Here is a 13,254-nt window from a genome sequence, read left to right as displayed (position 1 = left end):
CGTTGTTAAAGATACTTTCTTGCAAGCTTACTGTCTGATCACACACATTCCCATTGCCGAGGATAGCCTGCCTGGAGTCACAACAGAAAGGCCTGATCATGACAACCGCACGCATTCCACAGGTTCCGACCAACGAAACGCCTCTTCGCATCGTTGGCGCGACAATTATCGACGGCACTGGAAAAGAGCCTCTGCCCAACGGTGAGGTTGTCATCATCGATGGCAAAATTGACTATGTCGGGCCACGCCGTGACACAGCGGTCGAGGGTGCAACAGAGGTCGATCTGACCGGCAAAACGATCATGCCCGGCTTCTTCGACGTTCACGTGCACATGGGCATGGGCATCGAAACCGGCTTTGCCACCATGGCCGCACAATTTGCCGAAGAGCGCCACTACGCGGCAGCAGAGACCATGCGAGATACGCTCATGGCCGGCGTCACGACGATTCGTGACCTCGGCGGGCTCACCCCTGGTTTCCGGAACCTCGTCACGAAGGGCAAGCTCCTCGGACCCCGCGCTCACCTCGCAATCTCGGTCATCTCTCCCACCGGCGGACACGTCGATTTTCACCTCGCCAACGGCAACCAGATGGTTCCGATGGACGAGGGCTTTCGCATCGTCGACACCGATGACGAGATGCGTGTAGCGGTTCGTGAGCTTATTCGCACCGGTGCCGATGTCATCAAAGTGTGCACCACCGGAGGGGTTTCAAGCCCGTCAGACACCCCGCACGACCTCGGCGTACCTGCGCACCAAGTGGGTATCGCCGTCGAAGAAGGCAACCGTCGCCAGGGCCAACCCGTCACCGCGCACGCACAGGGTTCGGCAGGCATTCTCGAAGCGATCCACGGCGGCGTCGCGAGCGTTGAGCACGGCTACGAAATCGATGACGAGGGCATTGCTCTCATGATCGAAAAGGGCACCTATCTCGTACCAACGCTGAGCTCAGCGCTTCGCGTTCCCGACCCAAAACTCGTGCCGCCCTTCCTCTATGCGAAAAAAGTCGTGTGGTCAGACATTGCTCGTAAGCATGTAGCAAAAGCCATTCAGGCAGGCGTCAAGGTCGCCCTCGGAACCGATGCTGGCGTGTGCCCGCACGGAACTAATCTCACCGAGCTCGGCCACATGGTGTCACTCGGCATGGCCCCTATCGATGCCATCACAGCAGGCACCTTGAACGCGGCAAAGCTCATGCGTGTCGACGATGCGCTCGGTTCACTCGAGCAAGGCAAGCTTGCCGACCTCGTCATCACCGATGTCGATCCACTCGCCGAGATCGATCGTCTGGCTGAACCGAGCGAGATCAAGGTCGTCATTCAGGGTGGCCGCGTTGTCAAAGACCTCGATAATGCCATGCCTGTTGCCCGCGCTCACTCAGCGCTCGCCTCTTAGCGTTTCTTCACCCCAACCCACATCACAGAAAGACACGACATGTCAGAGCGTCCAAAGGCGGAGGCCCATTCGATTGCCCCAGAGACGAAGGGAGTCGCCGCGATCGTCGGCTTCTTGCTTTTCGTCGAATTGAGCAGTGGCTTCTTGCAGGGGTATTACACCCCGCTCTTCTCTAATCTCACCGAGCACTGGGGCATCACCGATGCCTCGATCACCTGGTTCGTTACCGTGCAAACCCTGGCCGCGAGCGTGTGCGTTCCGGTGCTTTCAAAGCTCGGCGATATTTTTGGCCACCGCCGTATGCTGCGCATCGCCGTCATCGCGGTCGCCGTCGGCTCACTCCTCGTCGCGCTGGCTCCTTCATACCCGCTGGCACTCGTTGGTCGTGTGCTCGTCGGTCCTTTGGCGGTTTGGCTACCGCTAGAAATTGCGATCGTGCACAGCCGTCTCACGCAGACCTCAGCTCGACGCGCGATCGGCATGCTCGTCGCGAGCATCACGGTCGGAGCGATTCTCGGCTCGGTCGTGGCGGGAGTAGCCGGCGGACTGTCGAGCATGACGATGATTCTTGCCATTCCTGTCGTCATTCTCATTCTCTGTGTCATCGCCGTGTTTGTCGCCGTTCCTGAATCGACCGAGCGCGCACGCCCGAAGATTGACACGATCGGTTTCATCGGACTTGCCGTGACAATGCTGCTCATCATGGGTGGCCTGCAGGTGGCAAGCCGTCAGGGCTTTACACTCACCGCGATCCTGCTCATCGTCGCAGCGCTGGCGATCGGCACCGCCTGGGTGTGGTGGGAGAAACGCGTCGAAGCACCAGCAATCGACATTCGTATCGTGACCCAGCCGCAGCTGTGGCCCGCGTACCTCATCTCGTTTGTGCTCGGCATGATGGTGCTCGGTTCACAGACGATCCTGATGACGTTCATGGGCGCAAAGCCCGAGGTCGCCGGCTATGGTTTCAGCTTCGCGCCGTCACAGCTTGCCATTGTCACGATCGCTTCGGTCGCCCCGGCAACCATTGCATCGTTCCTCATTGCGAGGCTCGCAAAACGTATCGGTTTGCTCGGTGTGCTCACGACGGGCCTCGTACTCGCGATTGGCGGGCACCTCATGCTGATCTTCTTGAACGGCTCGCTCATGCTCATCATGATCGCAATCATGGTCAACGGTTTCGGCAGCGGCTTCCTACTCGCGGCCCTGCCCGCACTTATCGCAGAAGAATCACCAGCAGACTCGACCGGCATCGCAACGGGCATCTACAACTCGTTGAAAACGCTGGGTGGAGCACTCGCGAGTGCCGCATTCGGCATGATTCTGGCATTCTTCACGCTTGAGGGCGTAGGTGCATCGTCACGAACGGGCTACGTAACGATCTGGGTTGTGAGTCTCGTCGCGGTAATTCTCGCGCTGCTCAGCCTCGCGACGATCCGCAAGAGCCGCCCGGTCACCGCCTTCGTCAGCGTGCCCGAAGAGTAAACCGGCACCAAAAACCGCCCGGGTGAGATGCGCATGAGCACTGAGCATCTCACCCGGGTTTTTCGTTATTAGCTGATGAGTGAGGCGCGCACCGCGGCCGCGAGCGAGCGAGCCGAGCGCGGGTGGAAAATGCCGGCAACAACGTCGCGGTACATGCGAGCAAGCTCGTGGTCAGCGTTGAAGGCGCGAGCGCCAAGGGTGCGGATCGCTGCCTCGACCGCATCCCTCGCTTCATCGGTGACCCGATTTTTCACGGCGGCGATCGCGAGCGACCAGTCGTCGCGCGGCGCTTCGGCGTCGATGTCACTCGCGATGAGCTCAAGCATGTCGACCGAAGCTCGGTGCTCGAGTACCGCCTCAGAAACCATCTGTGCGACCTGCGGATCGTCGAGCTTGATACCGTCGCCCATGGGCTCGTTGACGGCCTCGCGGGCGATCTCCAGCGCGCGGTCACCAATGCCCGCGTACACCGAAGTGGTCAAGACGCCAAAGGTCAACGAGACCGCGCTGATGATGAGGTCTTGCATGTCATACGGCTCGTAGCTCGTGACGACGTCGCCGCCCAGTAGTCGCGCGTCGGTCAGCTTGGTGTTCCAGCTCTGGGTGGCACGCATGCCGAGGGTGTTCCAGGCGTGCGGGTATTCGATGCCCTCGCCACCGTTGTCCTGGCTGCGCGGCTGCCCGCCCTCGAGCGCCTCGCGCCTCATGAAGCCGACCACGATGCGTCCGTTTTCTCCCTCAGTACGGGCATGCATTCCAAGCCGCGTCCACACCGGCGAGAGCGTCGTGAAGATTTTCATACCGTTGATGAGGTAATCGTCACCGTCAGCGGTTGCCGTACTGCTCGAGTCGAGAAGCACAGAGTCGTTGCCAGCCTCAGAGATACCGAAGGCGAAAATCTCGCCGGCGACCATGTCGTCAAAGACCCAGTCAAGGCGGCTGTCGCCACGGTCGCTCATAAACTTGGCCACCGCGCCCCACAGAAGATGCATATTGACGGCGAGCGCCGCGGCAGGCGATGCCCCGGCGAGGCGTCGCTGAGCAAGTGAAAGCTCCGAGAGACTGAGCCCCCCGCCGCCGCGTTCGGCCGGAACGCCGGCCTTCAGATACCCGGTCGCTTTCAACGCGAGCAGGTCATCAATGCAGAATTCGTTGCGCTCGTCGTAGCCGCGGGCACGGTTTCTGATCTCGGTTAGTAGGTCGTCTGGCAAAAGCTCGTTGATTCCACTCACACCCAGCAGTCTACTTCGCTGAACTCAAGAGGTCACGATGTTTACAGAGCCACGGTGCATCAAAGCGTCAAACGTTGCCAGCCCACTGCAGGCGATGGTATGGTTTGCGCGTGATGACATTGATTAACGCTCAGTGCGGCTCGTTCAGCGCCGCAGTGCGTTTACGTAACCGCTAAGCGGGCTTTCGCGCACTCGCGAATAAACGATCCGCACCTCCGAGACCCATGCGCCTCGGCAGGTTTACTGAGCATACGCTTGTTATCACCTTCTTGGGGCGCTCCCCTCACGTACTCTGGAGCGCTATTTTGCACCGTTCTCTTCACGGCGGCCGGCACGAACTCGGCCAAAACTTCCTTACCCACACCCCGACCATCAAACACCTCACAACGCTCGTTGCTGCAACCGAAGGCTCAATCATCGAAATCGGAGCGGGCGGAGGTGCGCTCACCCGCAGCCTGGCAACGCTCAATCGGCCACTCACAGCAATCGAACTTGATGAGCACCGAGCCAAAGCACTTTCGGCTTCACTTCCCGGCATCACGGTCGTGCGTGCTGATGCCCTCGCGACACGCTACGATCAACCGGTCGTTGTGGGCAACATTCCGTTTCACCTCACCACCCCACTCTTACGGCGACTGCTCACCACTGGCTCTTGGAACGACGGAATCGTCCTCACCCAGTGGGAGGTAGCACGCAAGCGGGCCGGCGTAGGCGGGGGCACCCTACTGACCGCCCAGTCCTGGCCGTGGTTCGAGTTTTCGTTGAGCGGTCGCGTCGCTGCGACCTCTTTCACTCCGCGCCCCAGCGTCGACGGCGGCATTCTTGTGATGCGAAGGCGTGCGCAGCCACTCGTGCCCCAGCACGAGCGAAAGGCCTATGCTGATTTCACGCATGCAATGTTTACCGGACGAGGCCAAGGCTTGACCGGTATCGTGCAGCGGTACCTCCGGTGTAGCGCTGCAGCGTCTCGCAACGTAGTCGGTCTCGCGGGAGTCTCCCGTTCAGCGCTCCCGCGAGACCTCTCAGCACCTCAGTGGGCTTCACTGTGGCGCGAGGTGAAAAGGGAGAGTTAAAACTCCAGCCGCTCACTCACGAGCGCCGCGATCGCGCTTCGTTCTGAACGCTGCAGGGTGACGTGGCCGAAGAGGCTGTGTCCCTTGAGGCGCTCAATGACGACCGAGATGCTGTCGTGGCGGCCCACCATGAGGTTGTCCCGCTGGGCAATATCGTGGGTGAGCACGACCTTTGACTGCTGGCCGATACGGGTCAGCATCGTCGTGAGCACACCGAGTTCGAGCGATTGCGCCTCGTCGACGATCACGAAGGCATCGTGTAACGAGCGACCTCGAATGTGGGTGAGCGGCAGGACCTCGATGAGGTTGCGCTCGGCAATTTCTTCGCGCACGTTCGGCGAGACGATTGACCCGAGGGTGTCATACACTGCCTGGCTCCATGGACCCATCTTGTCGTCGTGATCACCTGGCAGGTAGCCAAGTTCTTGGCCGCCCACCGCATAGATGGGCCTGAACACCAAGATCTTGCGCTGCTCTTGACGCTCGAGCACCGCTTCGAGCCCCGCGGCGAGCGCGAGCGCCGACTTGCCCGTGCCCGCACGACCGCCGAGTGAGACGATACCCTTCGAATCGTCGAGCAGGAGGTCAATCGCGAGACGTTGCTCAGCGCTTCGACCGGTGACCCCAAAGACCTCCCGGTCGCCCCGTACGAGCGTGAGCGAGTGGTCAGCTTGCACGCGCCCGAGCGCCGAGCCTCGGGGCGACTGCACGATCACGCCCGTGCCTGCGAGGAAGGCCTCGCTCTCCTGCGTTGCGGGCAGCGCCCCATCGCTCCAGAGGTCGTTCATCGCCTCCTCTGAGACGCTGAGTTCAGCGACACCCGTGTACTCGCCGCTGGAGGCACGCTTGTGTCGGTACTCTTCGGCATGGAGGCCGAGCGCCGAGGCCTTCACCCTCATCGGCAAGTCTTGCGACACCACCGTGACCTCTTGCCCGTCAGCGGCGAGGGCGAGTGCAACCGCGAGAATCTTCGAGTCGTTGTCTTGGAGCCGCATGCCCTGCGGCAGCACCGTCTCGTCTCCGTGCACGAGCTCGATGCGCAGGGTTCCCGGAGCATCGCCAATCGCGACGGGAAAATCGAGCCTGCCGTGTTCAGCCCTCAGATCGTCGAGCGTGCGCAGGGCGCGGCGCGCGAAAAATCCGAGTTCGAGATCGTGGCGCTTTTTCTCGAGTTCGGTGATGACAACGATGGGAAGCACGATTGAGTGCTCAGCAAACTTTGTCAGCGCGGTTGGATCGCTGAGCAAGACCGAGGTGTCGAGCACATAGGTACGTACCTCAGTCTCGGCTCGGTGGCGAACCGCGTCGGTGATGTTTGCTTGGATATCTGCCGCAGTGTGAACGGTATTCACGACGGTGTCTCCTGCCCCGGGTCTCAAACCCGATATACAAGACGACCAGTGTTTCGAGGGACTCTGGTCGCCTCGATCGAGTACCGTACTCGATGCTCTAACGATAAGCCGCGTCGCCTCCGTACGCCGCAAACATGAGCATTGTCACAGGAAATTCTTGGGCCGTTCAGCCACCGTCTACCTCGGCTAAGCGCCGAAGCGGCGCGAACGTTTCGAGTAGTCGCGCAGGGCACGCAAGAAATCGACCTCACGAAGGTCTGGGTAGAGTGCCTCGACGAAGTAAAACTCTGAGTGCGCCGACTGCCAGATCATGAAGTCGCTGAGTCGTTGCTCGCCCGAGGTACGAATCATGAGGTCGGGGTCTGGCTGCCCCTTGGTCCAGAGGTTTTCACCAATCGTTTCGGGGCGAATCACCTCGGCGAGCGATTCGAGCGTGCCGCCCTCGGCCCTGTGCCGCTCGACCACCTGGCGCACAGCCTCGATGATCTCGCTACGGCCACCGTAACCGACAGCGAGGTTGATGTGCAGGCCGTCGCGGCCGCGACTCGTCTCTTCTGCGAGGTGCAGTGCAGCCTTCAGATTCTCAGGCAAGCCCTGTGTCGAGCCCACGTGCTGCACGCGCCAGTTTTCGTGAGAAACGAGTTCGCCCGCAAGATCGGCGATGATGTCAAAGAGATCATCAAGTTCTCCGCCATCGCGATTCGACAGATTATCGGCCGAGAGTAAGTAGAGCGTCACCACTTTGACGCCGAATTCTTCGCACCACCCGAGAAACTCCGGCACTTTCTTGGCACCGGCGCGATGTCCATACGAGGCACGTTCCATAAGCCGTTGCTTAGCCCAGCGTCTGTTACCGTCAACGATCATGGCGATGTGGCCGGGAACCCGCTCGGGGTCAATCTCACGTCTGAGGCGCTGCTCATAGATGCGGTACAGCAGACCGTTGGCCTCTGCTCGTCGCTTTTCACCTCTCACATGCCTATATTACCCGTCATTCATCGGTATCACCCGCACGACCTCACTCATGCACACCCTACATATATTCCTCATCAAATCTGTGCGCTCACTACACTGTTTGGTATGAAGCAGGCTGCCCAAGACAAGCACTCATTCACCGTTCCCGCGGTCATCAAGCCCCTACTGCGGGGCTGGCTACACCTCGGTACGGTTCCCATCGCCCTCGCGGGCGGGATCGTGCTGGTGGTTCTCGCGAAAGGCCCCATTGCGAAGTGGGGCGCAGCTGTCTATTTCGCAACGAGTCTGCTGCTCTTCGGCGTTTCTGCGCTCTATCACCGTGTGAACTGGAGCCCCAAGAATTACGCGATGATGCGGCGTTTCGACCACGCCAACATCTTCCTGCTCATCGCGGGCACCTACACGCCACTCGCGCTCGGCACGCTACCGCTCGACAAGGCAAAGGTGCTCCTCATCGCTGTCTGGAGTGGCGCTATCGTCGGCGTGCTGTTTCGCATGTTCTGGCTTAACGCACCCAGGTGGATCTACGTACCGCTCTACATCGCCCTCGGCTGGGCGGCGGTGTTCTACCTCAAGGACATCGCAGAAGGCAGCTTTGCAGCGATGATTCTCGTGGTGATCGGCGGGCTGCTCTACACGCTCGGCGCGATCGTGTACGCCTTTAAATGGCCCAACCCGTCACCAAAGAACTTCGGCTTTCACGAGATCTTTCACTCGTTCACGGTGCTCGCCTTTTTCTGTCACTGGGCAGCGGCACTGCTCTCGGTACTCTCGCCCGTGTACCTGCGGTAGCGAACCGGCCCGGGCAGCAGGAGCCCTACTCGGCTTTCGGCGCCTCTGCTGATGCGCTGTGAGCGTCACCTTCGGCCCCGGAGCCTGCCTGCTCGGTGGCCCCCTGCGCCCCGGCGTCTTCGCTCGCGAGCTCGTCGGCGATCTCTGCTCGCACCTCTTCGCGGTACTGCATGCGGCGAATGCGGCGGTACATGTCAACGCCAATGAAAATCACGGCGACGGCAATGGCGAGCGTAAACGCAAAGCCAACGATGCCCGGTGTCACGTCATCAGGGTTGATGTCGGTCACGCTCGACTCGTCAGCAAAGCGAATCGAGAGGGCAGTGAGTTCAGCAAACATGCGAGATACCTTTCAGGGCTTTGGCCTGTTAATGATGTGACGATTCTTGGATGCCCGCGAAGAGGTCGTCTTCAGGCATCTGCGTTTCAACACGGCTCTCAGCGAGCCGGTAGTCTTCGAATGGCCATGCCTCACGCAGCAGGTCGTTTGGCCAGAAGAAAAATGGGTGGTCGGGCTCAACCTGCGACGCGTGAGCGCGAAGGGCTTCATCGCGGCTTTCGAAAAAGCTACCAACGTTTACGCTCGTGGTGTGCGAGACCGGACGATCTTTCACTCGCTCGACATAGCCGTTGAGCATCTCGACGAGCGCCGACTCAGGCTCTCGTTCGCGAACGACTTCGAGTACGCGTTCGGCCCGGCTCAAGTTAAAGATCTCTTCATAGTAGAGCTTCAGCGGTTGCCAAGCCTCGCCCGCTTCGGGGTACACCGTAGGGTCACCAGCGACCTGCCAGGCCCGATACGAGATCTCGTGGCACCGAATATGGTCGGCGTGGGGATAGCCGCCCCGTTCGTTGTAGGTCACGATCACGTGCGGCTTAAACTTGCGAATGAGCGCTACCAGTGGCTCCGTCGAGACGTCGATGGGTATGCTGCCAAAAGAATTAGGGGGCACGGGGTCGCCCTCGGGAACGTAGCCCGAGTCTTCATAGCCGAGCCAGCGGTGCTCAAAACCGATGATGCGCGTCGCGTTGGCCATCTCTTCGCGTCGCTGCCCGGCAAGATCAAAGCCGCTCTTCGGGTGCCTCGCGGCAAGCTCATTGAGCATGTCGCCGCGTTCGCCGCCCGTGCAGCTAACCACCATGACCTCGGCGCCCTGGTTCAGGTAGTGAGCGTAGGTTGCCGCTCCCTTGCTCGACTCGTCGTCAGGGTGAGCGTGCACCGCCATCAATCGCAAGGCCATGAGCCGACGACTCCTCTCATCTTTCTTTTCGCCTGGTCGACTAACCTGGCAACATCAACAGTCTATGTGGTTGTTTGGAAAGGATCCTGTGGTTCACAACGCTCCTCCTCAGGTGTCAGACCGGTACGGCAAGACCCGCAAGAAGCGGCTTGATCTGTGGATCGGCGGTGTCTTTGCCGGCGTGCTCGTTCTCGCCGGCATCGCTTTCCTCGCCTTCGGCGGGCTCCCAACCAGCGACACGTCAATCGAGTTTCGAGACATCGCTCACACCCTTGATGACTCAGACACGAAAGCTTCGCTGACCTTCGAGGTCACGGCGCCCGTGCAGCACGAGGTCGTGTGCCAGGTTGAGGCGCTCAACCCGAGCTACGCCGTCGTGGGTTCGCAGCTCGTTGAGCTGCCCCGTTCTGACGAGCGCACCCGAATCATGGTGCAAGAAGTACGCACGCACAACCGCCCGACGACGATCACCGTGAAAGACTGCTGGATCCAGCCGAACGACGAGCGCTAGGCTTTCTGGCGGGCGCGGGCTGGTAGCCAGCGCGATCCGCCGCAATGTACGCCGCTGCGTACTGCGCGGGAGCAGTCCCGAGGGAGCGGCGAGAGCCACCCGCCCCGGGACTCAGGCCTAACCCTCGTAGGTGTTGACCGCGATAATCTCGACGGGAATGTCTTTTCCGTTGGGCGCGACATACGAGGTCTTCTCGCCTATTTTCAGGCCGAGAATAGCGGCGCCGAGCATGCTGTCGCCGCTGTACACGTCGAGGTCGCCGGTGCCCTGCTCGAACTCGCGGTTCGCGAGCAAGAAGGTCTCTTCGTCGCCGAAGATATTGGCGGTGATGACGGTGCCGAGCTCAACGATGCCCTTGCTCTGAGGGGCCTCGCGAACCTCAACATTCTTGAGCTTCTCTTCGAGGTCGCGAATGCGCGCCTCCATCATGCCCTGCTCATCTTTCGCAGCGTGGTAGCCGCCGTTCTCTTTCAGGTCGCCCTCTTCGCGTGCCTCTTCGATGCGCTTCGCAATTTCTTTGCGCCCGTTCGTCTTGAGGTTTTCGAGCTCAGCAGAAAGTCGGTTGTATGACTCTTGGGTGAGCCAGTTTGCGCTGGGTGTCGACGACATCGTGTTCCTTTCGGACGTGAAGCAGCGCATTCGCGCTGCAATGTATACACCCTATCGAGATTATCAGGTGCTCTTCATAACGATCTTGATGCTAGTAACGGTCTTCCAGGCGCACCTCGTAGCCGTCGGCGCTGAGCGCCGCGACGACGGCCTCACCGTGTTCACGGCCGCGCGTTTCGATGTGCAGCTCAAGCTCGACATCGCTAATGGGCAGCCCGGTGCCGTGCCGCGTGTGCAGCACCTCGATAACGTTGGCGTCGTTTGCGGCAACGATCTGCGCGGTGCGTACGAGCTCGCCCGGGCGGTCTGGCAGGAGAATGCGAAGCTTCTGGTACCGCGAGGCTGCGGCGAGGCCGTGCCCGATGACGCGCTGCAGCAGAATCGGGTCGATGTTGCCGCCAGAGAGCACCACCGCGGTCTGGCCAACGGCTTTCACCTTGCCCGCGAGAATCGCGGCAACGGCTGCGGCACCGGCCGGCTCAACGACCATCTTCGCCCGCTCAAGCAAAATGAGAATGGCTCGCGCAATGTCGTCGTCTGACACCGTCACGATCTCATCGACGTACTGCGCCACGACACCGTAGTTCAGCATGCCGGCCCGTGCGACAGCGATACCATCGGCGATCGTCGGGGTTGCCTTGATCGTGACGGGTTCGCCGGCGCTCAGCGCGGGGAGGAAAGCGGCCGTCGTCTCGGCCTGCACCCCTATCACACGCATCGGCTTGCCCTCACGGGCAGCCCACTGCTTCGCGGCAGCAGCAACGCCAGAGATGAGCCCGCCACCGCCAATCGGCACGATGAGCGTTTCGATGTCGGGCTCGACTTCGAGCACCTCGAGGGCGATTGTGCCCTGCCCCGTAATGATGTCTTTGTCGTCAAAGGGAGGAATAAAGAGGGCGCCTGTCGTCTCTGAGAATTCCTTCGCCGCTTTGAGCGCTGCCTCGACATCAGTACCCTGGAGCACAACATCGGCCCCGTAGCTTCTCGTGGCCTGCAGCTTCGGCAAGGCCACGCCAAGCGGAGTGAAAATCGTGGCCTTGATACCGAGTTCACGCGCGGCGAAAGCAACACCCTGCGCGTGGTTACCGGCAGAGGCCGCGACCACACCACGGGATCGCTCCTCGGGTGAAAGCTGCGAGAGCTTGTTGTAGGCGCCACGAATCTTGTAGGCCCCGGTTCGCTGAAGGTTCTCACACTTCATGAAGACGCGCGGCACCTCGAGCACCTCAGCGAGGTATCGTGACGACTCGAGCGGCGTCGGCTGGGTTACCTGGTGTACTACTTCAAGAGCTTCTTCGAACTCTGCAAGTGTGGGGCTCCACACGGTCATTCTTGTTCCTTCGGTTCGGCCACAGGCTCTGGTTTCGGCCTGGGCTTCTTTTGCAACTGCTTCATAACCTTGTTGCGCAGCTTCGTCTGCACTTTGAGGTCTTGTTTTGCGGCGTGCTCTGCGTGAAAGAGTGCCACGGGGTCTGGGTCGCCTCGCCACTTGCCCTCGACGAGTGTGTTCACCATGGCGTTCAGCGCGGCGATAATCGGCACCGCGAAGAGGGCTCCAGGAATACCCGCAACAAGAGCACCCGTTGTGACACCGACGACAACACCAAGAGGGTGAACACGAACCGCATTGCCCATCACGAGCGGCTGCAGCACGTGGCCCTCGATCTGGTTAACCAAGACGACGATGAGCAACATGATGAGCGCGATGCCGGGGCCCGCATACACGAGCGCGACAAAGGTCGCGAGCATGCCCGTCAGGATTGCGCCGAGGAAGGGGATGAACGAGGCGAGGAACACGAGAATCGAGAGAGGCACGACCAGAGGCAAGCCGAGAATCGCAGCGCCGATGCCGATGCCGAGCGCGTCGACAAAAGCCACGAAGATCTGTACTCGCACGTACTGGCCGGTCGATTCCCAGCCTGCTTTGCCCGCTGCGTGTGCGCCAGCATGCGCGCGTGCCGGCAGGAAGCCGAGCACCCACATCCAGATGCGTTCGCCGTCGATAAGCAAAAAGAGCGTGGCGAAGAGACACAGGAGTGTGCCCATGAGGAACTGCCCGACGCTCGTACCAATTTCAAGCGCCCCCGTCCACAACACCATGTTGTCGACGCTCAGCAGCTTCATGCCCTGGTCGAAAAGGTCACGCAGGCTGTCTGACGAGAAACTGATGCCGAAGGCACCGTTCTCAAGCCATGACGAGAGCTGGTTCACCGCCTTAATGGTCGCGTACTTGAGCCCTCCAAACCCGCTCTGGAAGCGGGTGAACACGAGATAGGCGAGAAACGAGACCGAGAAGAGCAGAGTGAGCAGGGCCGCAAGCACTCCGACACCCTTGGGGAGCCCGATCTTCATCACCCAGTTAACCATTGGGCGCAGCAGGGCCGCGAGCAGCACCGAGACGAGCAGGGGGATCACCACGATGCGCACCTGCACGATGAGCCAGAGGAGCGCCCCTACCGCGAGACCGATGATAATGAGACGCCACGCCCAGGAAGCGGCGATACGCATGCCGAGCGGAACATACTCAGATGCGTCATCGCGTTCGGGTTGCGGAGTCGATACATTCACGATTTCAGTCTAGCGATGGGGTTCT

At 60.7% G+C, this 13,254-nt stretch carries 13 protein-coding genes; 5 read left to right on the top strand and 8 right to left on the bottom strand.

Annotated features, from left to right (window positions below):
• The first annotated feature begins 98 nt into the window (after positions 1–98).
• Together KTJ78_RS09835 and KTJ78_RS09830 are read left to right on the top strand one after the other, a co-directional pair.
• Positions 99–1,394, top strand: coding sequence for an amidohydrolase family protein (locus KTJ78_RS09835; protein WP_217135197.1), 1,296 nt, complete (start codon positions 99–101; stop codon positions 1,392–1,394).
• Positions 1,395–1,433: 39 nt separating this feature from the next.
• Positions 1,434–2,876 (top strand): MFS transporter, encoded by a 1,443-nt coding sequence (locus tag KTJ78_RS09830; RefSeq protein WP_217135195.1) that lies wholly within the window; start codon positions 1,434–1,436, stop codon positions 2,874–2,876.
• Positions 2,877–2,944: 68 nt separating this feature from the next.
• Here the strand turns inward: KTJ78_RS09830 and KTJ78_RS13970 are convergent, their stop codons facing one another.
• Positions 2,945–4,108: an acyl-CoA dehydrogenase family protein gene (locus KTJ78_RS13970; RefSeq protein ID WP_217135193.1), complete on the bottom strand. Its 1,164-nt coding sequence runs from the start codon at positions 4,106–4,108 to the stop codon at positions 2,945–2,947.
• Between the two features lie 305 nt (positions 4,109–4,413).
• On the opposite strand from KTJ78_RS13970, the gene erm reads away from it, so the two are divergent.
• Positions 4,414–5,181 (top strand): 23S ribosomal RNA methyltransferase Erm, encoded by a 768-nt coding sequence (erm, locus tag KTJ78_RS09820; protein ID WP_217135191.1) that lies wholly within the window; start codon positions 4,414–4,416, stop codon positions 5,179–5,181.
• On the opposite strand, the gene phoH2 is transcribed toward erm, so the two are convergent.
• Positions 5,178–6,506 (bottom strand): RNA 5'-3' helicase PhoH2, encoded by a 1,329-nt coding sequence (gene phoH2 / locus KTJ78_RS09815; protein WP_369808064.1) that lies wholly within the window; start codon positions 6,504–6,506, stop codon positions 5,178–5,180. The genes erm and phoH2 overlap by 4 nt on opposite strands.
• Positions 6,507–6,719: 213 nt before the next feature.
• Positions 6,720–7,508 (bottom strand): isoprenyl transferase, encoded by a 789-nt coding sequence (locus tag KTJ78_RS09810; RefSeq protein ID WP_217135185.1) that lies wholly within the window; start codon positions 7,506–7,508, stop codon positions 6,720–6,722.
• Between the two features lie 105 nt (positions 7,509–7,613).
• Between KTJ78_RS09810 and trhA the strand changes: the two genes are divergently transcribed.
• Positions 7,614–8,300 carry a PAQR family membrane homeostasis protein TrhA gene (gene trhA, locus KTJ78_RS09805; RefSeq protein ID WP_217135183.1) on the top strand — a complete coding sequence of 229 codons (687 nt, stop codon included), beginning with the start codon at positions 7,614–7,616 and terminating at the stop codon, positions 8,298–8,300.
• Positions 8,301–8,325: 25 nt separating this feature from the next.
• Here the strand turns inward: trhA and KTJ78_RS09800 are convergent, their stop codons facing one another.
• Positions 8,326–8,640 carry a hypothetical protein gene (locus tag KTJ78_RS09800; RefSeq protein WP_217135181.1) on the bottom strand — a complete coding sequence of 105 codons (315 nt, stop codon included), beginning with the start codon at positions 8,638–8,640 and terminating at the stop codon, positions 8,326–8,328.
• Between the two features lie 28 nt (positions 8,641–8,668).
• Positions 8,669–9,541 carry a mycothiol conjugate amidase Mca gene (gene mca / locus KTJ78_RS09795; protein ID WP_217135179.1) on the bottom strand — a complete coding sequence of 291 codons (873 nt, stop codon included), beginning with the start codon at positions 9,539–9,541 and terminating at the stop codon, positions 8,669–8,671.
• Between the two features lie 88 nt (positions 9,542–9,629).
• Here mca and KTJ78_RS09790 point away from each other — a divergent pair, with 88 nt between their 5' ends.
• On the top strand, positions 9,630–10,052 hold the full coding sequence (locus KTJ78_RS09790) for a DUF4307 domain-containing protein (RefSeq protein WP_217135177.1): 423 nt from the start codon (positions 9,630–9,632) through the stop codon (positions 10,050–10,052).
• Positions 10,053–10,169: 117 nt separating this feature from the next.
• Here the strand turns inward: KTJ78_RS09790 and greA are convergent, their stop codons facing one another.
• The 3 genes from greA to KTJ78_RS09775 form a co-directional block, all read right to left on the bottom strand.
• Complete coding sequence (gene greA / locus KTJ78_RS09785; RefSeq protein ID WP_217135175.1) at positions 10,170–10,661, bottom strand: transcription elongation factor GreA; 492 nt, start codon at positions 10,659–10,661, stop codon at positions 10,170–10,172.
• 91 nt (positions 10,662–10,752) lie between these two features.
• Positions 10,753–11,991 carry a threonine ammonia-lyase gene (gene ilvA / locus KTJ78_RS09780; protein ID WP_217135173.1) on the bottom strand — a complete coding sequence of 413 codons (1,239 nt, stop codon included), beginning with the start codon at positions 11,989–11,991 and terminating at the stop codon, positions 10,753–10,755.
• A complete protein-coding gene (locus tag KTJ78_RS09775; protein ID WP_369808061.1) occupies positions 11,988–13,229 on the bottom strand; it encodes an AI-2E family transporter in 1,242 nt (413 codons plus the stop codon). Before KTJ78_RS09775 ends, ilvA begins: the two co-directional genes overlap by 4 nt.
• Positions 13,230–13,254: the final 25 nt, after the last annotated feature.

Origin of the sequence: Leucobacter chinensis (genome assembly GCF_019049105.1) — a bacterium.
Lineage (GTDB): Bacteria > Actinomycetota > Actinomycetes > Actinomycetales > Microbacteriaceae > Leucobacter_A > Leucobacter_A chinensis.
Note: the sequence above shows the minus strand (reverse complement) of the source record. Positions and strands in the feature narration are given on the sequence as shown.